The 23,014-nt window shown below is 60.4% G+C and carries 23 protein-coding genes and 1 tRNA gene; 8 read left to right on the top strand and 16 right to left on the bottom strand.

Annotated elements, in window-relative coordinates; translation table 11 throughout:
* Positions 1 to 94: 94 nt before the first annotated feature.
* The gene (locus U5782_RS06930) at positions 95 to 268 is read right to left on the bottom strand and encodes a hypothetical protein (protein ID WP_322043098.1); all 174 of its coding nucleotides are present in this window, start codon (positions 266 to 268) and stop codon (positions 95 to 97) included.
* 141 nt (positions 269 to 409) lie between these two features.
* Here U5782_RS06930 and U5782_RS06935 point away from each other — a divergent pair, with 141 nt between their 5' ends.
* Positions 410 to 580: a hypothetical protein gene (locus tag U5782_RS06935; RefSeq protein WP_322043099.1), complete on the top strand. Its 171-nt coding sequence runs from the start codon at positions 410 to 412 to the stop codon at positions 578 to 580.
* Positions 581 to 614: 34 nt separating this feature from the next.
* On the opposite strand, the gene U5782_RS06940 is transcribed toward U5782_RS06935, so the two are convergent.
* The 5 genes from U5782_RS06940 to U5782_RS06960 all read right to left on the bottom strand — a co-directional run bounded on the left by U5782_RS06940 (position 615) and on the right by U5782_RS06960 (position 4,830).
* Positions 615 to 1,916, bottom strand: coding sequence for an MATE family efflux transporter (locus U5782_RS06940; RefSeq protein WP_322043553.1), 1,302 nt, complete (start codon positions 1,914 to 1,916; stop codon positions 615 to 617).
* 50 nt (positions 1,917 to 1,966) lie between these two features.
* A complete protein-coding gene (locus U5782_RS06945) occupies positions 1,967 to 2,275 on the bottom strand; it encodes a DUF2288 domain-containing protein (RefSeq protein ID WP_322043100.1) in 309 nt (102 codons plus the stop codon).
* 161 nt (positions 2,276 to 2,436) lie between these two features.
* Positions 2,437 to 2,715, bottom strand: coding sequence for a hypothetical protein (locus U5782_RS06950; RefSeq protein ID WP_322043101.1), 279 nt, complete (start codon positions 2,713 to 2,715; stop codon positions 2,437 to 2,439).
* 263 nt (positions 2,716 to 2,978) lie between these two features.
* A complete protein-coding gene (locus tag U5782_RS06955) occupies positions 2,979 to 3,716 on the bottom strand; it encodes a peptidoglycan DD-metalloendopeptidase family protein (RefSeq protein WP_322043102.1) in 738 nt (245 codons plus the stop codon).
* A gap of 202 nt (positions 3,717 to 3,918) precedes the next feature.
* Positions 3,919 to 4,830 carry an aldose epimerase gene (locus U5782_RS06960; RefSeq protein WP_322043103.1) on the bottom strand — a complete coding sequence of 304 codons (912 nt, stop codon included), beginning with the start codon at positions 4,828 to 4,830 and terminating at the stop codon, positions 3,919 to 3,921.
* A 625-nt stretch (positions 4,831 to 5,455) separates the two neighbouring features.
* On the opposite strand from U5782_RS06960, the gene U5782_RS06965 reads away from it, so the two are divergent.
* The 3 genes from U5782_RS06965 to U5782_RS06975 all read left to right on the top strand — a co-directional run bounded on the left by U5782_RS06965 (position 5,456) and on the right by U5782_RS06975 (position 10,010).
* The gene (locus U5782_RS06965) at positions 5,456 to 6,286 is read left to right on the top strand and encodes an undecaprenyl-diphosphate phosphatase (protein WP_322043104.1); all 831 of its coding nucleotides are present in this window, start codon (positions 5,456 to 5,458) and stop codon (positions 6,284 to 6,286) included.
* A 113-nt stretch (positions 6,287 to 6,399) separates the two neighbouring features.
* Positions 6,400 to 6,476: transfer RNA gene (locus U5782_RS06970), tRNA-Arg, on the top strand.
* A 1,119-nt stretch (positions 6,477 to 7,595) separates the two neighbouring features.
* Positions 7,596 to 10,010, top strand: coding sequence for an SIR2 family protein (locus U5782_RS06975; protein WP_322043105.1), 2,415 nt, complete (start codon positions 7,596 to 7,598; stop codon positions 10,008 to 10,010).
* A 212-nt stretch (positions 10,011 to 10,222) separates the two neighbouring features.
* Here U5782_RS06975 and U5782_RS06980 read toward each other — a convergent pair whose 3' ends face one another.
* The 8 genes from U5782_RS06980 to U5782_RS07015 all read right to left on the bottom strand — a co-directional run bounded on the left by U5782_RS06980 (position 10,223) and on the right by U5782_RS07015 (position 17,398).
* Positions 10,223 to 10,945, bottom strand: a complete 723-nt coding sequence (locus U5782_RS06980) for a hypothetical protein (protein ID WP_322043106.1) — start codon at positions 10,943 to 10,945, stop codon at positions 10,223 to 10,225.
* Positions 10,896 to 11,861 carry a helix-turn-helix domain-containing protein gene (locus U5782_RS06985; protein ID WP_322043107.1) on the bottom strand — a complete coding sequence of 322 codons (966 nt, stop codon included), beginning with the start codon at positions 11,859 to 11,861 and terminating at the stop codon, positions 10,896 to 10,898. The genes U5782_RS06980 and U5782_RS06985 overlap by 50 nt, the downstream gene beginning before the upstream one ends.
* Entirely contained in the window at positions 11,858 to 12,127 is a 270-nt protein-coding gene (locus U5782_RS06990) for a helix-turn-helix domain-containing protein (protein ID WP_322043108.1), read from the bottom strand. Before U5782_RS06990 ends, U5782_RS06985 begins: the two co-directional genes overlap by 4 nt.
* Positions 12,127 to 12,336 (bottom strand): DNA-binding protein, encoded by a 210-nt coding sequence (locus tag U5782_RS06995; RefSeq protein ID WP_322043109.1) that lies wholly within the window; start codon positions 12,334 to 12,336, stop codon positions 12,127 to 12,129. The genes U5782_RS06990 and U5782_RS06995 overlap by 1 nt, the downstream gene beginning before the upstream one ends.
* A gap of 174 nt (positions 12,337 to 12,510) precedes the next feature.
* Entirely contained in the window at positions 12,511 to 13,278 is a 768-nt protein-coding gene (locus U5782_RS07000; protein ID WP_322043110.1) for a hypothetical protein, read from the bottom strand.
* A 142-nt stretch (positions 13,279 to 13,420) separates the two neighbouring features.
* On the bottom strand, positions 13,421 to 14,836 hold the full coding sequence (locus U5782_RS07005; protein ID WP_322043111.1) for an integrase family protein: 1,416 nt from the start codon (positions 14,834 to 14,836) through the stop codon (positions 13,421 to 13,423).
* A gap of 306 nt (positions 14,837 to 15,142) precedes the next feature.
* Entirely contained in the window at positions 15,143 to 15,625 is a 483-nt protein-coding gene (locus tag U5782_RS07010) for a PH domain-containing protein (protein ID WP_322043112.1), read from the bottom strand.
* Between the two features lie 192 nt (positions 15,626 to 15,817).
* Positions 15,818 to 17,398 carry an acid phosphatase gene (locus U5782_RS07015; RefSeq protein WP_322043113.1) on the bottom strand — a complete coding sequence of 527 codons (1,581 nt, stop codon included), beginning with the start codon at positions 17,396 to 17,398 and terminating at the stop codon, positions 15,818 to 15,820.
* A gap of 289 nt (positions 17,399 to 17,687) precedes the next feature.
* Here U5782_RS07015 and U5782_RS07020 point away from each other — a divergent pair, with 289 nt between their 5' ends.
* Positions 17,688 to 19,094 carry a cytochrome-c peroxidase gene (locus U5782_RS07020; RefSeq protein WP_322043114.1) on the top strand — a complete coding sequence of 469 codons (1,407 nt, stop codon included), beginning with the start codon at positions 17,688 to 17,690 and terminating at the stop codon, positions 19,092 to 19,094.
* Between the two features lie 42 nt (positions 19,095 to 19,136).
* Here the strand turns inward: U5782_RS07020 and U5782_RS07025 are convergent, their stop codons facing one another.
* The gene (locus U5782_RS07025; RefSeq protein WP_322043115.1) at positions 19,137 to 19,379 is read right to left on the bottom strand and encodes a hypothetical protein; all 243 of its coding nucleotides are present in this window, start codon (positions 19,377 to 19,379) and stop codon (positions 19,137 to 19,139) included.
* A gap of 217 nt (positions 19,380 to 19,596) precedes the next feature.
* On the opposite strand from U5782_RS07025, the gene U5782_RS07030 reads away from it, so the two are divergent.
* Complete coding sequence (locus tag U5782_RS07030; protein ID WP_322043116.1) at positions 19,597 to 19,983, top strand: hypothetical protein; 387 nt, start codon at positions 19,597 to 19,599, stop codon at positions 19,981 to 19,983.
* A 7-nt stretch (positions 19,984 to 19,990) separates the two neighbouring features.
* Positions 19,991 to 20,440: an NUDIX hydrolase gene (locus U5782_RS07035; protein ID WP_415914266.1), complete on the top strand. Its 450-nt coding sequence runs from the start codon at positions 19,991 to 19,993 to the stop codon at positions 20,438 to 20,440.
* An 89-nt stretch (positions 20,441 to 20,529) separates the two neighbouring features.
* Here the strand turns inward: U5782_RS07035 and U5782_RS07040 are convergent, their stop codons facing one another.
* Complete coding sequence (locus U5782_RS07040; protein ID WP_322043118.1) at positions 20,530 to 22,248, bottom strand: glutamine--tRNA ligase/YqeY domain fusion protein; 1,719 nt, start codon at positions 22,246 to 22,248, stop codon at positions 20,530 to 20,532.
* A gap of 186 nt (positions 22,249 to 22,434) precedes the next feature.
* Here U5782_RS07040 and U5782_RS07045 point away from each other — a divergent pair, with 186 nt between their 5' ends.
* Positions 22,435 to 23,004 carry an RBBP9/YdeN family alpha/beta hydrolase gene (locus tag U5782_RS07045; protein WP_415914267.1) on the top strand — a complete coding sequence of 190 codons (570 nt, stop codon included), beginning with the start codon at positions 22,435 to 22,437 and terminating at the stop codon, positions 23,002 to 23,004.
* The last annotated feature ends 10 nt before the right edge of the window (positions 23,005 to 23,014 follow it).

Here is a 23,014-nt window from a genome sequence, read left to right on the forward strand (position 1 = left end):
GTAAACCCAACCAGGCGTCACGCGCGCTGACACACCCATCCCAAAGCTGACCGAATCAGCCGACTCAAATCAGCACGTCGAGAAACAAAACAGCTCAGTGCCTGCGACGCACTCGATCCAGCACGTGATGCGTAGCCAGCCAGTGGTGCATCATGCCTTCGCCGTTGTGCTCCCGCCGATAGACTCTCGACTCGAAGATCGACAGCCCAAGCAGCACCAGCAAACCGACAGCCAGCCCGATCAGACCCGCAATAGTTTCGGCATCCATGGCAGCCTCCTTGGGTTGCAGCCATTTCCTATCTTAGGACAGCACGCGGCAGGAAAAAATAGCTGTGTTGACGAGCCGCCAAATCGGCAAGGCAGGCGCTAGACTGTTGCGCGGCAACATTTCTTGAAGGAGTTTGTGCTGATGTCACGTGCCTGGCTGGCCATTGCGATGGCCGCATTGCTTTCCGCTTGCGCCGACGATACGACGAGCAAGCATCACGGGCCACCGCCTCATGATCCCGCCGACTATCACGGCGTGCCGACCGACGACCATCCGCCGATGATGATCGAGGCGCCGTCGCCCGCGCAGTAACCCGGGCTAACGCCCAGCAGCAAAAACAGGCGCCTTAGGGCGCCTGTTGCGTTTCAAGCGGGGCGATAGAGCCTGTGATCCGCCCAAGCAGTGGCATCAGTGTGAAACCGCGAGCCGCCATGAAGATCAGCAGTGCGGCCCAAAGACCGTGGTTGCCGAATGGCCCCACGAGCGCCCAGGAGGCGGCGAGGAAGATGGCCAGCGAGACGGCCATGGCCTGCATCAATTCGTGCGTACGCGTCGCGCCGATAAAGACACCGTCGAGCAGGAAACCCCACACGGAAATGAGCGGAGAGAGTGCAGCCCAGGGCAGGAATGCCAGCGCGGCGACGCGCACGGCAGGTTGGTCGGTGAGTTTGTCGATGATCCACGCTCCGGCAAACCAATAGACGAGCGAAAATCCGAGGGCACCCAGCGTCGACCAGAACAGATTAACTTTGACCGCCTGCCGGAACGCGTCGCGATCGCGCGCCCCGATGGCTGCACCTACAAGTGCTTCGGCGGCGTGTGCAAATCCATCGAGGCCAAAGGCCATGAAGGTCTGAAAGTTGAGCAGTAGCGCATTGGCGGCGAGGACCGCATCGCCCTGGCGTGCGCCCACATGCGCGAACCAGGCGAACGAGCCGAGCAGACACATGGTCCGCAGGAAGATGTCGCGGTTGATGACAACGAGTCGCTTGAGCGCCGCGGATTCGGCGATCGAGCGCCATGCGAACGGAGCGAGTCCACGCGGCCGCAGCCGCCACAACACCGCTGCGCCGAACACGAAACCGGCTGCATCGGCCGTCGCCGTTGCCGCACCGATCCCCGCGATGCCCCAGCCGAACCCGTAGACATATGCGAGCACGGCGATCACGTTCGCTGCGTTGATGAGCACCTGCGCAGCCAGCGCGATGCGCACGCGTTGCGTGCCGAGCAGATACCCAAGCACGACATAGTTCGCCAGCGCGAAGGGCGCCGAGCCGATGCGCGCCTGGCAATAAAGCTGCGCATTGCGCTGCACCTCGTCGCTGCCGCCGATGAGCCTGAGCGCGTAGTGGATCAGCGGCGACTGCACGAGCAGAATCAACGCGCCAATACCGAACGCCAGCAGCAACGCACGCACGACATTGGCGCGCAACGCGGCATGATCGCCCGCGCCATACGCTTGCGCCACAAGCCCCGTGGTGCCCATGCGCAGGAAGCCGAAGCCCCAGAACACAAAGCTGAAGAAGAGCCCACCGAGCGCGACGCCGCCGAGATCCGCAGCGCTACCCAGATGTCCGGCGACTGCCGTATCGACGGCGCCAAGAATCGGTTGCGTGAGATTCGCGAGAACGATCGGAAAGGCGAGCATCAGCACGCGCCGATGCCAGCCGCCCCGCGTCGGCAACGCGTGGGCGCCGCTCAACTGCGTTCCTGCACGCAGACCCAGGGCGAGACCACGACGGCCCAGAGTTCGGGCTTGCGTGCGGCATAGTCAGCGGCGGTTTCGGACTGCATGCGCTCCACGTGTCCGGCGGACAACCACTGCGTCACCTGCGTGCGGTCATCGTTGGCAATGGCTTCGGCCACGCTCACCAGATCGAGGTCGCGCGCCACGGACAGCAATTTGCCTTGGGCGAAGAATCGTTCGAGGTCTTGCCAGTCGATCTTGGCGGTTTCGCCGAGCAGCTTGGCGTAGAGGGAGTTGGGGGTAGCGTCGTCGGTGGTCATGATTCTGGGACTCAAGGTGCGGCCGATACTATAAACGATAGGTCGCGCAGGGGAAGGGCGATGCGCGTACGCTTCGACCCGCAGTTCGTATTATTGAAAAAGCGAAAGTCATCATCGACAAAATCCAAATGATCTGACGAATAATCGCGAAAAGAAAACAATCAAACAATCCAGTAAATCGCAAATGCAATCGCAATCGCGCACGCCAAATCGAGTGTTTCAAAAATCCCACTCGCGCGTCTAATTAGCGACTTGCGTGCGTTTGCCCACCAAATGGCGGAGCCCGTATGAACGGGCGAAAAGGCATATTGCAGCGCGGCAGAAAGCGCTGCCACAAGCCCCTTGTCAGCGTGTTTCAATCGTCCTGTAACGCCCGCCCAGCAAGCATTTGCGAGAGTTGTCAGTGATTGCGTGAAGTGCGCTGCAATGCGCATTTTCATGCGCCAATACAGCGTAGGTCGAACGGCAATTCGTCATCGGGAATTGTTACGGGCTATAAACCGTGCGCAGAGTCACATTTTCCGTTGAATTAAGTGATTGCGCCGGGATGGGGCCGTTGATAGATTGCCATTCGGCGCATGGTAAACCGGTCCTTTGCCGATATGCGCCAAACCCCCGTTAGCCCGGCGCCATGCCGGGCTTTTTTTCTTTCGAAGATCAAACGGCATTCGCTAGTGCGACATGCCGGTTCGAAGCAAGTCGATCAGCGCGGCGGCAAATCGCGGGCCGGGTCGATCGAGCGGCCCTGATAACGCAATTCGAAATGCAGCATCACGCGATCGTTGTCGCTGCTGCCCATCTCGGCGATCTTCTGACCTTGCGCGACGGCCTGGCCTTCCTTCACGAAGAGCGCCTGATTGTGCGCGTAGGCAGTGAGGTAATCGCCCTCATGCTTGATGATGAGCAAATTGCCGTAGCCGCGCAGGCCATTGCCCGCATAGACGACGGTGCCGGGCGCGGCGGCGACGATCGGCGAGCCGGCGCTGTTGACGATGTCGATGCCCTTCGAGTCGCGGCCGTCGAAGTTGCGGATCACCTGGCCGGCTGTCGGCCAGACGAGCGAGATAGGCGCAGCCGGCGCGGCCGACGCAGTCGCGTTATCGGCGGCGCTATCGCGCGGCGTCGACGCGGACGCAGCAGCCGAAGCAGACGAGCGCGGCGCTGTGCGTTGTGCACCCGCAGTCGACCCCGGGGGCGGCGAGACGCGCAGCACCTGATCGACTTCGATCGCATCCGGGTTCGCCAGATTGTTCCAGCGCACGATATTCGACACCGACTGCCGATTGCTGCGCGCGATCTTGCTGAGCGTGTCGCCGCGTTCCACGCGATAGAAACCGGGACCGACCGGCGCCGATCCACATGCGGCGAGCAGTGCGACGAGCGCTGCACAGGCGAAACGTCGGAATCCTTGTCCGAATCGTGCCGTGGATCCCGCTGTCAATCCTTCAGTTAGTCCCTGAGTGAGTCCTTTTGCCAACGTTGAACCTCGCTAGACGCTGCCGGCGGCAAGCCCGACGAGGGGCGCCGCGACGGCAAAACGTCCGATTTTAGCGGGTTTGCGGCCACGCTTGCGCTTTCACCCGACGAATTGGCTGACCCGACGCAGGGTATTGGCACCTGCGCGGCGCCGGCCCGCGAGCGCCTCAGCCGAGCGCCTCGACGCGCAACTGGAGCGTGGCGGACTCGGTCGCGCCCGGCGCCAGCCAGCGCAGACCGAGTCCGTTGTGGATCGCATCGGGCAGGCCGAGCCACGGCTCGATGCAATAGAAGTCGGAGTCGGCCGCCTCGGTCCAGGTCGTCACGGCGTACCACGGCAGCGAATCCGGGCGATCGAGATCGATCGTCACGGCGCGCTTGAGCCCCGGCGTGACGAGTCGCACGGGCATCGTCGATGGCGTCCCCTCCAGCACGTGGAAGCGATCGATGATGCCCGCATCGTCGAGACGGTACTGCGTCACGCCGGGCTCAGGTGCGCTGATCGAACCATCGGGCAACTGATGGCGGCGTTGCGCGGGCGGCATCTCGAGCGTGCTCTGCGCGCGCTGAGCGTGCGGCAGCTCGAAATAGAAGTGATGACCCGCGTACCACGGCAGCGGGACATCGCCGGTATTGGTGGCCGTCAGCGTGACGTCGAGCGCATGATCGCCAGCGAGCCGGTAAGTCGCCTCGAAACGGAACGCAAACGGATAGCCCGCACGCGTGGCCGGCGAATCGGTGAGCGTCATGCGCACACCGCGCCCATCCGCATCGACCTCGGTGGCGAAGGGGAGATCGCGCGCGAAACCGTGCATCGATAGTTCGCGAACCACGCCTTGCGCGTCACGCCAGCGGCCAATCTGGCCATCGACGAAATGACGCCCGAGAAACGGGAAGAGCAGCGGATTGCCGCCGCGCACGCGCGCTGGCTGATCCCAGTTCGCATTCTCGGGCCAGCGGATCACTGGCTCGCCCCCCACATGCCACGAGAGCAAACGGCCGCCGGCCCACGGCGCAAAACGCAGCGTCGAAGCGCCGCTGCTGAGTTCGAGGATGTCGTGCGGAGGACGTGATTCCATGTCGAGGCGTCAGGAAAAAGTTGAGGGAAACGTGCGCTGGAGCGCTTGCGGATTGTGCGCCGCTTTCTAATGCGTGAAAACCCTCGTCGGGAAATCGTGGGGTATTGCGGCAAAGACGGAGCGCCCATAATCCATAACGACTGTGCGATTGCGCACAAAGATTTCGCACCAGGAAGTGACGAAGTAACGTTGCAATGAAGAAGGAGGGCGCAAGAATGGATCTCGCAATGGCTATGGGAATGGGGCTTTTCAGCCTGTTCATTGGAAGTAGCGCGTACTTCTTCTACAAAATGGCGCGCTAGCGGCGCGTGGCTTTCCCGGCCGGCGCCATGCGGGCCATTTAGCTTTCTACAGGCTTTCGCCGGTATTCACACCGGTTTCCTTCCGATCTCCCCCTGCTTCCGAAAAGGGCCGCCAGAGCGCGGCCGTCCGCATTTTTCCTTGCGTTCATCACTACACCCGTCTCGCTTATCGCAGCCTTATTTTGTTGCGATGCGGTAACTTTTCCGACAAATGCGGCTCGGCGCTTGGCGCTGCTATTCGGGCCAGGCATAATCGGGGCGCTTTGCCGCGCCGTCCGCGCGATGGTCCGGCGTCCTGTCCAACCCTTCCGAGGATCCCCCGCGTGAGTCTCTCGTTCCTGTTGTTTCTGAGCGTGCTGCAAGGCGTCACAGAACTCTTTCCCGTCAGCAGTCTCGGCCACACGCTGCTCGTGCCCGCGCTCTTCGGCATGCATATCGACAAGCATGCGCCGCAACTGCTGCCGTTCCTCGTCGCGCTGCACCTTGGCACCGCCGTCGCGCTGCTCTGGTATTTCCGCGCGCGCTGGGTCGCGCTGATCAGCGGCTTCTTCGCCTCGCTCGGTGGACGCAAGAACGACGACGGTCACATGATGTGGGCGCTCATCATCGGCACGATCCCGACGGGCATTGTTGGCCTCGTGCTCGAAAAGCGCATCGAAGCGATTTTTCACGACCTGCGTATCGTGGCGGCCGCGCTGATGGTCAATGGCGTGCTGCTGTGGTTCGGCGACCGCCTGCAACAGGCGCGCGTGCATCGTGGTCCCGAGAAGCTCTCGTTCCGCCAGGCGTTTCTCGTCGGTCTTGCGCAGATCGGCGCGCTGATTCCGGGCTTCTCGCGTAGCGGCCTGACGATGATCGCGGGCAATGCCGCGGGTCTCACGACGGAAAAAGCCGCCGAGTTTTCGTTCCTGCTCGGCACGCCGATCATCTTCGCGGCGGGCGTGCTCGAACTGCCGAAGCTGTTCCATGCGCGCGATCAACTCACGACGGCGCTCGTCGGTGGCGTGCTGACTGGCATCGCGGCGTGGCTCAGCGTGAAGTTCCTGATGCGCTATTTCGAGGGCCGTGGCCGTCTGGCTTCGTTCGGTCTGTATTGCGTGATCGCGGGCGCGATCTTCCTCGGCTGGTTCGTGATGCATCCGCAACCGGTTTGAGCCCGTTGACGCTCGCGTGTGGGACCGCCCACGGCGCAGGGACGATCGCGGTATAATCCACGCCCGTCGTTGCCCGCGCACCTCGCGCGGCGCCCAACACGCAGATTTTCCACGCGACAGTAGCTCAGCTGGATAGAGCATCGGCCTTCTAAGCCGAGGGTCGGGGGTTCGAGCCCCTCCTGTCGCGCCAATGAATTCAAGCGCTTAGCCCGGTTTTTAAAACCGGGCTTTTTGCTTTCTGGAGTCCGTGTAGGTGTGGTGTAGGTTATTCCGATCAACGTGGAGCCATGCGGCAGCACGCTCACCCAGCCTTTTTGGTAGTGCTCTTGCCAGCCTCTCGGTTAGCTGTTCGATTGCGTGAAAGAGGCTAGCGGAGCGTTTCAAGGCCACGCAGCCGTGGAGCAGTTCGTCTTTTGCGTGGCCGGTGGCGTTCTCAACACGGCCGACCTCCGCGCGGGTGATTGCGGCAAGACGGCGCAACGCGTCCTTTGGTAGGCCGTCGCGTTTAAACGACTCAACCGGCGTAGCTTTCGGAGTCGGACCGGGTGAGGGTGCCCCGCCGCGACGGAGGTCCGCCAGCGCGTTCATTCCTTAACATCATCTTTAACATCCAGAGCGCGCAAAGCCTAGCCGGGTGTGGCTTTCAGCCTTAGCGTGCCCCCATTTTCTGATTAACAGAATTCCAGAAAGGGGATTATTTTCTGCGCGTGCGGGATCGGTCGGTCCTCTGCGCTTAGGGCCGAAAACTTTTGACGCCCCCCCACCCCGGGCGCGGATGCCCTTCGAGCGTGGTGATCGCCTTGCAATGCCGTTCACCGCGCCTCGCGAATGGGTGTCGTGCGCTCGCTTCGCCATCTTCTCTAATCGTGTTTCTTCGGGGCGCACCTTTTTCTTCGCCTGAACCATCATGACGACATCATTCATGGGGCGAAGCAGCGTACGACTGTCTGTCCTGGGCCTCCTCTCCGCTGTCGGCGTCCATCGGGAAGTTGGAATGTTTATGCCAGTCGCATGCACCACAACTGAGAAGGCAACCGCCGTCTGGCGAAATGTCGATGTCGAAGTAGGTTCGAAAGTTTCTTAAACGACAGGAAACCCTCGTTCCTGACGGGAAATGGAAACTCACCGCGCGTACTTCCTCCAAACATTTTTCCCTCTTCGACCCGGCCGTCCGGCAGATCGACAAGGTACACTGGATGTCGCCTGATATTTTTCAGTGCGCGCACATTTCAATGGATTTGATCGTCAATCTTGCGCTGACAAATGATTTTTAGATTGCAAACAGTGACATCCGTCGAAAATAAAAACTATGGCTAACGAATCATACGCAGTACACAAGTTGTCCGAAGATAGTGGTCGAGATTTTCTTAGAGGCCTTCTGCTCACTGGTCGTTGCATTCCTTTTCTCGGTGCTGGTTTCACGATGGGAGAAAGGGCGTACAAAGGCGCTGTGCCGAGCGGAAAGGATTTCGAAGTGATGATGCGAAATGCAATTTCGACTGCGCCTATTTCAGACAAACCGAGTGAAGACTCGTTAAAAAAATACGATTTTCAGCAACTTGCGGATGAGTATTTTAGGGAGCCAATTGTTGATATTGATGGAATAAAAACAACACTCCGCAATCACTTCACCAATGTTTCAATCTCAAGTGAGGCAAAGAAAGCGTTTCTAAAATGGGATTGGGAATACTTTTACACGCTTAACATCGATGACGCGATCGAGCGAGAAATCAGCGCTATAAAAGTACTTCCGTTCAACGATTTTTCCCAACACAAGACCACTCAATTTGTATATAAATTGCACGGTGATGCTGCGGACGCGGTGACTGCGGCCTCACGCGAAGCATTTCGCTTGGTCTTCGGTAGCGTTGATTATATAAAAAGCTTGATTACGAATCATGCGTTATTAAGCGCCTTGACGAACGATTTGGCGGAACGTCATCTGCTATTCGTGGGTTGTAGTCTCAGCGATGAGCTAGATATTCTATTCTCTCTCAGCGGGCATCAAATCGCTAACAATGGCTTGCCGGCTACAAGTCGCGTCTATGTTACAGGATCGGAACCCATTGATTACGAAGATAGGAAAAAGCTGAGGCGCTATGGAATCACAGACGTACTTGTTGTAGATTACGCCGACTTCTATGCATTTGTTGGAAGCGTTCAAAACCCTAGCTCCCTTTCTAAATCTCCGCTCAGCACATACGCTTATTCTGAGAGTACCCGCAAGGTGGCTGGAAATAAGGAATTTTTACAATATCTGCTGCAAATCTCGTGGCGAGCTCACAATGATCCGGGGACGAATGCTATCCCCCGAGAGAACCTAACGAAAATCGAGCCTCTTCTCTCCGAGCCGATTGTTGTTCTTTATGGACGTCGCTTCTCCGGGCGCACCAGCATGCTGTTTTCGATTTTGAGAGCGCATACCAATAGGCGACGCTTTGCTGTTCTTTCTAGCGCCGCAGCCTCGGACGCTGTCATGAACGACATCGTCCGTACTAAAGATGCTCTTATTGCTATTGATTCGGATGCCGTCTCCTATCAGCAGCTACAAATGTTGGTAAGAAAACTAGATCAAGTTCGAGACAATAATACAACCTTACTTGTTGCCATGAATCGTGGCTGGCTGACTGCGCTTGGACCTCAAATAGCACAATTGGCCATCGAAGTGGAGGAGAAAATGTCATTCGCAGAGGCGAATAAAATTAATGCACGCCTTGATGAATTCGGATTTAGCAAAAGTTGGGAAAAATCCGAAAAACATTTAGATAACATATTTTCGCTGTCCGAATCGCCGGTGGTGAGGAAGCTATTCAAGGAGAGGTCGCGCCTTCACGAAAATATTGAGAGACTTCAGCGGCAATGGTCTCAAACAAATGTAGGGCATTTAGAGTTTTCGTTGTTGTTTTATCTCGGAACTCGGCAAAGAATATATTCGCGTTACTTTCGAGAGCTCGCCAAGGATATGGGTCTTTCGCATCTTTCGAATACCCATTTCGAAGACTTTGCTCGCCAGTGGCAGCCATTCGTTGAACTGGAAGATTCGGACGCTAGTTCGATGCGGTCAGAGAGATCGGCAAACGTCATTGTTGCCAACGCAAGCGCGTGGATTCACTATGCGCTACATCTAATTGCGAAAAAGCTTGGCCCAACCGAAACGGCCGCTCAGATTGTCCGAACGTTCAGGGTAATGAACAACATCGAAGAAAAGGCTTTTGAGTTGCTCTTGTTTGATAACTTAAATTTGATATTTGAGGAAGATTTATCTTTCAGGAGCGCCGCTATCCGGGAAATTTACGAAAGCCTCGCCACGTATTTGGCGAATGATCCGGATTACTGGCTTCAGCGCGCGAAAAGCATATATTATTTGTCAAATAATGTTGACGATCTTCTCGTTGGTGCAGAATACTGCGAAAAATCGATTGTCAAAAAAGCCGTGAAAACCAACACGAATGCAAAATTGACCAAGGCAAATTTGCTCGGGAAAATATGCAAAGTCAAAAAAGAGCCTGAAGATTCCGATATAATCGCCGCAATTGATGCTTACATTACGGCGATCGAAAGCCGGGCGGAAAATCCCGTCTATATCGATGATTTGCTGAGGAAGAGTAAAACTGGGAAGGGGTATATGAGTTTAGTCTGTCGATTGGCAAGAAAGCGGGCATCACTTTTGCCGCAGAAGCATGACATCGTATTGATTGAAACCTACGTTTCCGGTCGTTATTGATTGCGTGTTGTTTACGTGGGCACAGGTGATATAAAGGTGACGTCCTCCAATGTCATAAAAAATTGCACATAATTAGTCAGGAGTCGCGTGGAATGCGGTGCCAAGCAGCCGATTAGTTGCCATGGGCTGCGGTTAGCGACTCCTGATGGCCGAACTGAGCCCGGCAATCTGACATCGTCTAACCAATCGAGTCCAACTTTCTACAGCCTACGTCAAGAGCTAATCGCTTCGCGGGCGGCCGCCAACTTGTGCGGCGCCACTGTCGCTCCGCGCTCATGCGCTGCGATGATACGGTGCGCCCAGTCACGCGTGCCTCCCGTCGCCATGGCGTGCAGCAGGCTTGGGCCGACTTTCAGTGCAGCGAGCTGTTGACGGCCATGCTCGCGCGTCGACTCAGATTTGCCAGGTGCCGTAAGCGCTGGGGCACGGGGCGGGACTGGCAGCACCTCGCCGTCTTCGAGCACCTTCGCGAGCGCTGAAGCAAAGCGCGGTTTGAGCTGCGCGTGTGGCAATGAGAGCAGGTCGAACTCGCCAACCTTCACTGCCGCCCAGTAGACTTCCGGGCGCGACCACTTGTCGGTGCCGCGCTGGCGGGCCGTCATCTGATTGACTGCCTCGCGCAGTGCCTCGTCAATGTCGAGATGCGGCATACAAAGTTCGAGGAACTCGCCCCAGCTCGGCGGCCACTTCAGACGTTCTGCGCCAGCGAGGCCGCGTCGCACGTCGGAAAACTTCAACCCGTTGGAGCGAATCTTGTCGGCCCATACGCGCTTCATGTTTTCGATGCCGCTGTCGCGACCATCAACCACATGTCCGCTGCGAAAACCGTCGAGCAGGCGGTTGCCGAACATGCCGTGCAGTTGGCCAAAGAGCCACTCCATCGGGTCAGGCAATGCGCTTGAATTCAGTGTCGACGGTGAAGGGTTCATTGTCATAGCTAGTGACTCCAAGGCCGATAGATGCCGCTGCAGCGGCGCGGGATGCCTCGCGATGGTTAACCGGGCCAAAGCCCGGCGAATGGTTGGCTTTCGGCGCGTTGCGCGATTGCTCGCGTACAAAGGTCTCGCGGAAAGCCACCCGGCCGCGCTCGGTGGCCATTTCGACAGCTTGCGCGAAAGACAGTCCGGCCTTTTCAGCCTCGCGTTTGATGCCATTCCACGCGGTGGGTGTGAGCGGTGACTTTTTCGCCTTGCGGATCATTAGCCAATCGGTTGCGTGTTCGCGGTCGACGCCTTCGTCAACGAGTTGCTCAATGGTCACGAGTCGGTTGCGAGAACCTCCACCTTTGGGCGACTGCGCGCTATCTGATGGTTCTTTGGTGGATCTCTGATGGTTCATGGTGGTTAGGCTTGCACCCATGCCACCCGTCTCGCGCATCGGTGCTACCCGTCCGGCGCACCCTTGCGACCCGTCTCGCGCAACGGTGCTAGGGGTGGCATCGGCGCTAGGGGTGGCATCCATGCGACCCGTCGTGTGCTCCAGTTGACATGAGTTTGTGCTTACACGCGCGCCCTTCCGGCGCGAGTTGTTGCGCTCGTAATGCTGAAAAATTTTGGGGAGAACGGGGAGAGCGCGAAGCTTGTCGACGTTCAGTTGGTAGTTTCTCGACATGCCTGGTGCGCCGCCGAATTCGTTTCCGACAACAGCCACATAGCCGCCGTCAATCAGGCCGTGAAGGACGCGGCGCGCCTGACTTTCGCTGACGCGCATCTTGGCCGCAAGAAATGAGATGCTCGGGTACAAGCTGCCGCCATCGTCGTTTCCCCAATCGGCGAGAAAGAGCATCGCCATGAGTTCGCTTCCGCCGCCCGGGAAGCGGTCGCCAACCAGCGTCAATACGCGACTGCTCATTTGGCCTCCAGATGGTCAAAAAGGCCCGGCTGGCGGTACTCGCTCAGTTCGTACAAGGCGACGCCGTTATGCGTATATCCGTCCGAATCTACTGCGCTCACGCGCGAGGAAGTGATCGCGTGACCGAGCGCGATGAGTTCCTTGACCCGCATCGCGGGATGGGAGATGCCGCGCGCACGCAATGCGTAGGTGCTCATCGGGCCTACGCGCAGCGCTTCGATAACGCGGATGCGCTGCGCTGCCGCGCTCATGTTCGAGGCCGCCATTACAGCACCTCGCCATTCAGCAGCGATTGGAGGTCGGCCACGCGCCACGCAAGGCGTCCATTGATTCGAATGGGGCGGATGGGGCCGTTTTCGAGGCAGGCCCACTTGCGCAGGGTTTGAGGCTTGCGGTTGATTGCTGCTGCGGCCTCATCGGTCGGCAGGACTTCGGGCAGGCCAGTGCGCGCCAGCAGGGAACTGATTGCTTGCATTATCAACGCTCAATTTGGCCTCGCATGGCGGGTCACTGGGCGTCGATAACGTGCTGAGGGATTCGTTACCAACGCTGAGTGATTCCGCCACGCTCGGCTTTGTTTCTCAGCGTTGACATTGTTGAGTGGGGTGATAGTGGGGGCGCAACAGTGGGGAAGTAGGGTATTTTTCCCCTACCTACCTGCGTAGGTATCGTGATTCGCTGTGCGGATTCTGGCGTCTGCAACCCCTTTGCTCCATGCGTCTAGGAATGGGTCATTCCCTACCCCGAATAGGTCTGGATAGCTCGCCTTGCACTTCTCCTGGATAGCCTTCTTGCCTCCCTTCGGAATGGACAGGCGCGGGTAGCCCAACCTGTCCGCCGCTGCCTCTATCGCTCGAATCTGTCTCTCGCGCTTCGATAGGCCAGCATCGTCCGCCGCCGCGCGCTTGGGCTCATCCGCACTAAATGTAGGCGTAACGTGAACACCCGCCAGCGGCGGGCTATCGGTTTGAGGCTCGCGAAGTTGCTCCAATGCAGTTTCCACCGCAACTGGGCGCACGAGCATTCGCGAAATGGAACGCTCCAGCGCCTCACTGAGCCGCCGCTCGTCTTCCAGCTCCTGGTGCTTGGCTTCTAACGCTTCGCGCGCCTGCATCGCAATAGTCAGACGTCCGACGTGAGCAAGGCACGTCTCCATGTCACCACTTTTGTGAAGTTCCCGAATCCGATTGAGTCTATCGCGACTCATTTTCGCCGCAGGGGCGTCGCGACGTTCTAAGTCTTCGACAAATTGGTCTATATTCGGCAGATTCGTACCTTCGGATAACGGGTCTGCGGCTCCCCATAAGAGAAGCTTGATGGCAAGCGTTTGGTTGACTGGGTCTCGGTATAGGAAACCGTCTTCTGTTTTGCGGCGTTCCGCCGTCCGGTGGCCTCTCCACTGCGGCTCTTTTTCCACTGCTCGCGCCCTTCGTGCGTCGCCTTCAATTCAGATGCCCCCGTCAGGCCGGTGAAGGTGTCCGGCTTTTCGCTCCGTCGAGCTAGACGGCGACAAAACATCGCGGCCACGCGCACGCATCACGCGCCGCCGCTGGAATTCGTCAGTTCGCCGCCCGCAATCCCGGCTGGCTGGCGGTGGCGTCAAACTCAATTCCCGCTTGAGCGAGCATCCACGCCTCGATTTTGTCATGCCACATGCGCAGCAGGTCGAGCGGACGGCGGCGGTAATGCTTCTCCGCTAGCGCGCTCGGCTTGTGGCCTTGAATCTGCGCCACGACGCCCACCGGACACTCCACCCACTCGGACAGCGTGCCGAATGAGCGCCGCAGGCCGTGGAGGCTTACATGGGGCAACCCGGCCATCTGCTGTGCCTTGGTGTGCGCGATGCGCGGCTCCGCCAGCTTGCCATCTGCCGCCGTCTTACTGGAGAAAACCCAATCAGACGGTTTCCATGCGTTGCCCTCGGCCTCCATGCGTGCCATCGTGCGCACGTTCGGCGGCGTGTGGTTCAGGCGCTTCAATTCGCGCAGCAGGGACGCGAGGTAGGGCGTAAGCGGGATAACGCGCCCCGTCTCAGTCTCCACCTTGTCGGAGACGTGGAGGCTGCGCCACTGGAAGTCCACGTCATCCCAGCGAAGCCCGGCCAGTTCCTCGCGGCGCGCGCCCGTAATCAGCAGGCCTTGGAGGTACGCGCTGATTACTGGATTGCCAATCCGTCGCATGGCGGCGAACCATGTTGCAAGCTGCTCACGCTGGAGGCAGTCATCTTTCGCTTTCGGGCGTGGTACGGCATCGCGCACGGCGCGCGCTGCGTATGCGCCTTCTGGCACAAGGCCGCGATAGTCCGGGCGCTCACTGCACCAGCGGATGAACGCGCGCAGTTTGCGATAGCTCTGCTCCGCGTTCGTGGGGCGGCTCGCCGCCTCATCGTGTAGCCATGAGGCGACGCGCTCGGCGTCTAGGTCGGACAGCCTGAGCGACATGAGTGGGGCGAGAGGCCCGGCGACGGTCACGCCGGAACCGCGCTTCTTTTCCTGTCCGCCAGCCTGAGCAAGACGCTCGTGGTCGAGCATGTGGCGTTCACTCCACTTCGAGCGGTGAGCGTCCAGATAGTCGAACCACGCTTCGCGCACGGTCGCATCCTTGCGGCGTGCTTCCAGCTTGCGCGCCTCATGGGCGGCGCGCTGCTCGGCCTTTTCCTCTCGCGGGTCAATGTCCCGGTCCATCAACGCCTTGAGGCGTGCAGCCTCTTGCCGGGCTCCAACGCGCTCAATTTTCTCGCCGGTTTCGCGGTCTGTCGTCACGTACCGTTCAAGGGGCCATGCTTCTGGCGCACCGATGGTAATGCGCACCGTCTTGCCGAACAGACGCCCCTCGAACACATACGCCTTGCCGCCAGATGCGGTCACACGCAGTCCGAGGCCCTGCTGTTTCTTGTCCCAGTAGATGCTCTGCTGGCGGCCCGGCTCGCAGGCATAACCAGCGACGCGCTCGGGCGTGAAGTTCTCTTTTTTCACAGGTGGCTCCCACACAATTTGCCTACACGGAATTTCGTGTAGGCACTGTGTAGGCAAATTCAATGAAAAATGGTCAATCTTGGTCAACAGAAATGGCCGAAGGTTTGAGGCAAAAATCACCGTAGGATGGGCATTTGCGGCGACTACATGAAGATCCATCAACACTAAGAATTACGTACTTGTTCGGCCTTCTAAGCCGAGGGTCTGGGGTTCGAGCCCCTCCTGTCGCGCCAAACGAAAAAAGCCCGCATTTCGCGGGCTTTTTGCCATCTATCGCGCGACAAACGCACGCCTAACCCCAGCATCTCACGCAGCCATCTTCATCTGCAAAACCCACGCATCGCGCAACCGCGCGAGTCGCTCGCGGAACGTAAATGGCTGCTCGATCCCAACGAACCGCAGAGCGGGTGCACCCCCGCGCCCGATCACCAGCGTCCCGTAATCGAAGAGCCCGCCCAGCGGCCCTTGGCGCACATGCACGCGTCGCACGTCGCCAAGATCGAACGTCACACTACGCGGGCTGAAAATCCCGAACGTGGCGATTAGCCGTCTGCGCGTCAACGCCAACTGCGTCGTCAACAAGAGCGCGATGACGATGCCAAACATCAGCAACCCGCCGCCAAACAGCAACAAGGCCGACAGGGCGGCATCGCCAAGGCAGCCCACGAGCACGCCCGACACCATCAGCACGATGCCGAGCGTGAGCCACGGCCCCATCGCCCACATGCTCAAATGGCCCTCATAAACGACCCGCTCGCCGGGTGGCAGTGTCGATTCCACGCGCCTCATACTTGACCTCCATCAAATATTGCTTAGTCAACTAAATTAAGCGTAGGTGATGATCGAGGTCAACGTGTGTGGTCAAACGTCACGTTCGAGGCCGACTTCAAACACAGCCGTGCCAAAAAATAGGGCAGCACGAAGGCTGCCCAAGAAGGGGGCTGGACGGAACTCCATCCAGCCGTCGATGGCCGTGTCGGCTTACAGCTTCACGTCGAGTGCGTTGGTCAGATCGCCCATCGCCTGGCCGCCGTTGCTCTTGAGCGCGGCGTCACGTGCGGTGAGACCCGACAGCGTCGGCAGCGCGAAGCGGCGCGTGATCAGGCGCAGGATCGAGGTCGTGTCGTACTGGGTGTGGTCGACGTAGCCCTTCTTCGCGAACGGCGAAATCACGAGCGCCGGAATGCGTGAGCCCGGACCCCAGCGGTCGCCCTTGGGCGGTGCGACGTGATCCCAGAAGCCGCCGTTTTCGTCGTACGTCACGACGACCACCATGTTGTTCCACTGCGGGCTCTTTTGCAGATGCGAGATGACGTCCGCGATGTGCTGGTCGCCGCTCGCCACATCCGTGTAGCCCGCGTGTTCGTTCAGATTGCCTTGCGGCTTGTAGAACGACACCGCCGGCAGCGTGCCCGCGTCGATCGCCTTGATGAATTCGCTGCCGTCCATGCCGCCGTCGAGCAGGTGAGCCGTGCGCGCGGCCGTGCCCGGCGCGTAGTTCGTGAAGTAGTTGAACGGCTGATGATGCGGCTGGAAGTTCGGCGCTGTCATGTTCGCGCCGTAGATCACATTCGTCGTGCTGTTCTGCACCGCGCTCACGGCCGCGCCCCATGCGCCGCCATACCAGGCCCACGTGACGCCCGCGTTCGACAGCAGGTCGCCGATGTTCTGCGTCGTCTGCGCCGGCAGCGTGGTTGCGGCGCTCGGGTCGGCGAGGGTCTGGTCGCCGCCGGAAACCGGCGCGTTGCCGCTCGGCTGGTACGGCGGCTGCATCGTGTTGACGGCGTAGAAGTCGGGCGTGAGGTTGCCCGACTTCACGAACTTCGGCACGCCGGTGAGAGCGGAAGCCGGCGAGTTCGAGGCGAGCGTGAGCGAGACGCCATCGCTGTTGACCGACGAGATCGAGCCCGAAGCCACGCTCTTGTCCGCGTTCGCATAGAACGGCGTGCACGCGCAGATCAGCCACTGGTGATTCAGGAACGAGCCGCCGAAGGCGCCCATGAAGAAGTTGTCGGCGAGCGTGTATTGCTGGGCGATCTTCCAGAGCGGCAGTTTGTCGGCGCTGGTCGTGTAGTGGCCCATCACAAGGCCGCCCGAATCGCCGTAGGCGGCGAACATGTCGTTCTTGCCGCCGTGGATCTGCATCTGGTTCTCGTAGAAACGGTGATACAGGTCGCGCGTCGTCGTCGAGAGGGGCACGTTATAGCCCTTCGGATCGTCGATCGCGAACGGCGCGTTGGCCATGTTCGCGGTCATCGCGGCCGTGACGGCGGGCGTGATGCCCGTCTGCGTCAGGCCGTTCCAGACCGTGGGCAGCGTGGCGAGCACCGAGCCGTCGCGGTCGAGCTGCTGGGCGCTCGCGGTCGTCACGTTTTGCAGGCCGTTGGCGCCGGGGAAGCTGCCGTAGAGGTTATCGAAGCTGCGGTTCTCGGCGTAGATCACGACGATATTTTTCACCGACGACAGGCCGGGTTTGTTGTCGCTGCCGCCGCATGCCGCGACGGCCAGGGCTGCCGCCGCGGCGGCGATCGGCGTCGCATAGAACCATTTTTTGTTGAACATTTTTTCTCTCTCGCGTTGGGGTCCCCGGGACCGGCGCGGGAGCGGCGCCGGCCGTTTGGGCGACGCGCAGTGTCTCAACGCAATTTGACAGCCATGTGTAATTAATTACATTTAGCTTTTTATATCCCTGTGATTGCATGACGACGTGATTACGATGCGTCATCTGTTCGTCACGTCCTTGACATACGCTTTCGCGACTTCGATGCGTGAAAGGCGCGCATCGGCAATTGCGGCGAGAGGGCGTGTTGTCATGCCCGCGAGTGCGCGCCGCCATGTTCCGGGGATCTTCATGTTGCGTAGATTGGCGCGTCGTTCGACGCGGATGCAGGCAAACGCGCGTTCGGCGCGGCGGATGTTGGCGGCGGTCATGCTCGCGGCGCTGGCGGCGTGCGATGGCGGCACGTCTGCGTCTCACACAGACGGAGCAAGCGGTGCGAGCCGGCACGACGCCAATGCGAACAGCAGCAACGGCGCGAAGCTGATGAAGATCTCGACGAACGCTGGCGTTGCGACGCCTGGCGTAGCGACGCCCGGCGTATCGACGCCCGGCGGTCAATCTCGCGCCGAGGTCTACGCGCAGGTGCGCCGCATGACGGCGCTCGGCAAGCAGATGTTCTTCGATCCCTCGCTCTCGGGCTTGGGCAAGATGTCGTGCGCGAGCTGCCACAGTCCCGATCGCGCCTTCACGCCCACCAATGCGCTCGACGTGCAGATCGGCGGCGCCGATATGCGTCGTCAGGGTATGCGTGCGGTGCCCACGCTCAAATATCTGCAAGCGGTCCCGGCGTTCTCGGAGCACTATCACGACTCCGACGACGAAGGCGACGAGAGCATCGATGCCGGTCCGACCGGCGGCCTCACCTGGGACGGTCGTGTCGATCACGGTGCCGACCAGGCGCGCATTCCGTTGCTATCGTCGTTCGAGATGGCGAGCACGCCGCGCAAGGTGACGGACGCGGTGCGCGCCGCGCCCTATGCGAACGCATTCCGCGCGGCCTTCGGCGAGCAGATCTTCGACGACGAGGACGCGACCTTCAAGGCGGTATTGCAGTCGCTGGAAACGTTCGAGCAGGCGCCCGACGTGTTCTATCCGTATTCGAGCAAGTACGACGCGTATCTCGCGGGCAAGGCCACGCTGACGGCGGCGGAATTGCGCGGCCTGCAGCTTTTCAACGACGAGAAGAAGGGCAATTGCGCGAGCTGTCACATCAGCCAGCGCGCGAAGGATGGTTCGCCGCCGCAGTTCAGCGACTTCGGCCTGATTGCCGTGGGTGTGCCGCGTAATCGCGCACTGGCCGTGAACCACGACCCGCGTTTCTTCGATCTGGGTGCGTGTGGGCCGGAGCGCACCGACCTCGGCCATCGCGACGAGTTCTGCGGGCTCTTCCGCACGCCGACGCTGCGCAACGTCGCGCTCAAGAAGACCTTCTTTCACAACGGCATCTACCACTCGCTGGAAGACGTGATGCACTTCTACGCGCGTCGCGATACGAATCCGGGAGAGTTCTATCCGGTGGTGAAGGGCCGGGTGAAGAAGTTCGACGATCTGCCACGCCAGTACTGGACGAATCTGAATACGGATGCACCGTTCGATCGCAAGCCGGGCGATGCGCCGGTGTACACCGAAGCCGAAATCAAGGATGTGATCGTATTCCTCGGCACGCTCACCGATGGCTGGCAGCCCTCGGTGCATTGAATCCCGTTGAATTGGCCAGCGCGCGTCCACGCGCGTGCCGGTTCAATTGCCCGCGATCAGCAGACACGTAGCGGTAAGGAGCACGAACGAAATGAGCAGGCACAGCGTGCCGCCGCGCATGACGGTCTCGGGCCAGCCCGGGGTATTGTCGATGCGGATCGAGAGTTGCGGGGCCGACGATTCGGCTTGGGGCGTGTGCGTATGATGAGCGATCAGCGACATCAGGCCGATGCAGAGCAGGGCCAGCATGACAGCGAAAACTCTGAGGGCAATAGCGTAGGTCATGGCGGAAAATTCCGATAAGCACGTAAGCTGACGACAGGGAAACTTTATGATTTCGCTGTCAGGCGCTCCATCGGACCAGTCCTAAAAGCCCACGGCCCTGGCTGGGAGCGAGCGCCGCCGCGCCGGGCAGATGCCCAAGGAAAAAATAGGGCGCGTGCTATTCTTTTCGCCTGGCTTTGTGAGATAGCAGGCCATAGCCCACCAAGGAGAACGTTCGATGTCGAAATTGCCCCGTGTTCTGTCAGGCCTTGCGGCCCTGTGCGTGCTTTCGGTCGGGCCGGCTGCCCACGCCGCCAATCTGGGCTTTCTCACCGACACGCCGGCTGCGTGGATGAAGCAGGCCGACTACAACTCGCTCGGCCACGCGGTGCGCGATGCCGTCGCCACCAAACAGGACGGCGAGACCGTCAACTGGAACAACGACGGGTTGCGCAATAGCGTGAAGATCGACGCCACCATCACGCTCACCAAAACCGAGAAGGACGGCGACAAGACCTGCCGCGACTCGAACGTCGTGGTCAACGCCAAGGGCCAGTCGATGACGGTGCGCCCGCAGTTCTGCCGTGTCGGCGATGGCGAGTGGGTCTATCAAAAGAAGCATTGAGGTCGCGGTGAACGGCAAGATCGTTTCGTGCGGCATCGTGCTGCTCGATGAGGAGGGCCGTGTGCTGCTCGCGCATGCGACCGGCACCGGCCACTGGGACATTCCGAAGGGGCAGGGCGAGCCCGGCGAGACCGAAGCACAGAGCGCGCTGCGTGAGATGGTCGAAGAGACGGGTATCGCCATCGACGCGGCGCGCCTCGTCGATCTCGGGCGTTTCGCGTATCGGCGCGACAAGGACCTGCATCTGTTCGCCACGCGCGCGCTCGACAGCGAACGCGATCTGTCGCGTTGCGTGTGCGTGTCGATGTTTCCGCGCCGCTACGACGGCGTGATGATTCCCGAAATGGACGCGTGGCGCTGGACCGCGCCCGCCGATGTCGATCAGTACGCAAGCCGCAGCCTTGCGCGCCTGTTCGCCACCACGCTTTCGCTGGCGGCCCTGCACGAGCGCGTCTAGCCCTTCTTCCAGTTAGCCCCGCGCGACGCGCATAAAAAAGCCCGCACTCGAAAGCGCGGGCTTTTTTGCTGCTGAAACCAGTTGGGAGCTTACTTGCCCCAGCTGTCGCGCAGACCGACGATGCGGTTGAACACCGGTGCGCCCGGCTTCGAGTCGTAGCGGTCGGCGACGAAATAGCCATGACGCTCGAACTGATAGCGGTCTTCCGGCGCTGCGTTGCGCGCGCCCGGTTCGACATACGCCTGGACGACGCGCTTCGAGTTCGGGTTCAGCGCTTCGAGGAAGTCGCGACCGCCCGCGTCGGGTTGCTCTTCGCGGAACAGGCGATCGTAGAGACGCACTTCGGCAGGCACGGCGTTGTCCGCGCTGACATAGTGAATCGTGCCCTTGACCTTGTAGTTGCTCGCGCCTTCGGTGCCCGACTTGCTGTCCGGGAAGTAGTTGCAATGCACGGCGACGATGTTGCCGTCGGCGTCCTTCTCCGCGCCCGTGCATTCGACGACAAAGCCGTACTTCAGGCGCACCTTGTTACCCGGGAACAGGCGGAAATAGCCCTTCGGCGGCGTTTCCTGGAAGTCTTCGCGTTCGATCCACAGTTCGCGCGAGAACGTGAATTCGCGATTGCCGCGTTCCGGATGATGCGGATGCACCGGTGCGCTGCACACTTCCGACTGGCCTTCCGGATAGTTGTCGATGATGAGCTTGAGCGGATCGAGCACGGCGGTCGCGCGCGGCGCCTTGTCGTCGAGATCGTCGCGCAGCGCGCCTTCGAACACGCTCATGTCGATCCACGAATCGACCTTGGTCACGCCGATGCGCTCGCAGAAGAGCTGGATCGCTTCGGGCGTGAAGCCGCGGCGGCGCACGCCGACGATCGTGGGCATGCGCGGATCGTCCCAGCCGTCCACGTGGTTTTCGGTCACGAGTTGCAGCAGCTTGCGCTTGCTGGTGATCGCGTACGTGAGGTTCAGGCGCGAGAATTCGATCTGTTGCGGCAGCGGACGCGCGAACACGCCAGCGTCAGCCAGTTCGTTGAGCACCCAGTCGTACAGCGGGCGATGGTCTTCGAACTCCAGCGTGCACAGCGAGTGCGTGATGCCTTCGAGCGCGTCCGAGATGCAGTGCGTGTAGTCGTACATCGGATACACGCACCACTTGTCGCCCGTGCGGTAGTGATGGGCGAAGCGGATGCGGTAGATGACCGGGTCGCGCAGATTGAAGTTCGGCGCGGCCATGTCGATCTTCGCGCGCAGCACGTGCGCGCCTTCCTCGAACTCGCCCGCCTTCATGCGGCGGAACAGATCGAGGTTTTCTTCGACCGAACGATCGCGGAACGGCGAATTCTTGCCCGCTTCCGTGGCCGAGCCGCGGTTCGCGCGCATCTCTTCCGGCGACTGGCTGTCCACATACGCCTTGCCGCGCTGGATCAGCAGTTCGGCGAATTCATAGAGCTTGTCGTAGTAGTCGCTCGCGAAGAAGAGATATTCCTTCTCTTCTTTCTTCCATTCGAAGCCGAGCCAGGTGACCGCGTCGATGATCGAATTGACGTACTCGACGCTTTCCTTTTCCGGATTCGTGTCGTCGAAGCGCAGATGGCAGACGCCGTCGTAGCGCTGCGCAACGCCGAAGTTCAGGCAGATGCTCTTTGCGTGGCCGATGTGCAGATAGCCGTTCGGCTCTGGCGGGAAGCGCGTTTCCACGCGCTGCGCCCACTTGCCCGAGCGGTTGTCGTCGTCGATGATGTTGCGGATGAAATTGGATGCCGCAGGCGCGTCCGTGCGGTCGGCGTCTTTACGTTCGGTATTCATGCGAAAAGGGAAGTCGTTCGAGGGCGCGGTGCAAGTGGCCAACCTGTCGGAAGTGTTGAGTTTTCAACGCTGCCGAAGCCCAACCGCGCGCCGGTGGTGTCTTCCATTCTACCTGACGCGACCTTTCCCGCCATTCCTGGCGCGGCGGCGTTGCGTCAACCACACTCCGTACGAGGAAAAATAACGATGAGCGAGCCGCGCGTGCTGGTCCTGCCGGGCTATATGAACTCGGGGCCGGGACACTGGCAGACCCACTGGGAGGCCGCGCACGCGGGCTTCGAACGGGTGGAGATGCCCGACTGGATGCAGCCGGATTGCGACGCCTGGTGCGCCGCGCTGGACGCGGCGCTGGCGTCGCAGCCGGCCGATGAGGCCAGCGTCCTGCTGGCGGCGCACAGCCTTGGCTGCCTGACGGTGGCGCACTGGGCCGCACGCCACGCGAGCGCTGCGACGCGCGCGAAAGTGGCGGGCGCGCTGCTGGTGGCGCTGCCTGATCCGCACGGACCCGAATTTCCGTGCGACGCGCACGGCTTCGATCCGGTGCCGCTCGCCGCGCTGCCGTTCGCGAGCATCGTCGTAGCAAGCATCGACGATCCGTACGGCGGCGTGGCGTTCTCGCAGCGTTGCGCGCAGGCGTGGGGCAGTCGCTGGATGGAGATCGGCGCGCGCGGGCACATCAACGCGCAAAGCGGCCTCGGAAACTGGCCGCAGGGCTTCGAGTGGCTGATGTCGATGGAAAAGGGCGCCGCAGTCTGAGCGCGCACCA

The organism is Paraburkholderia sp. J67, from assembly GCF_905220265.1.
Classification (GTDB): domain Bacteria; phylum Pseudomonadota; class Gammaproteobacteria; order Burkholderiales; family Burkholderiaceae; genus Paraburkholderia.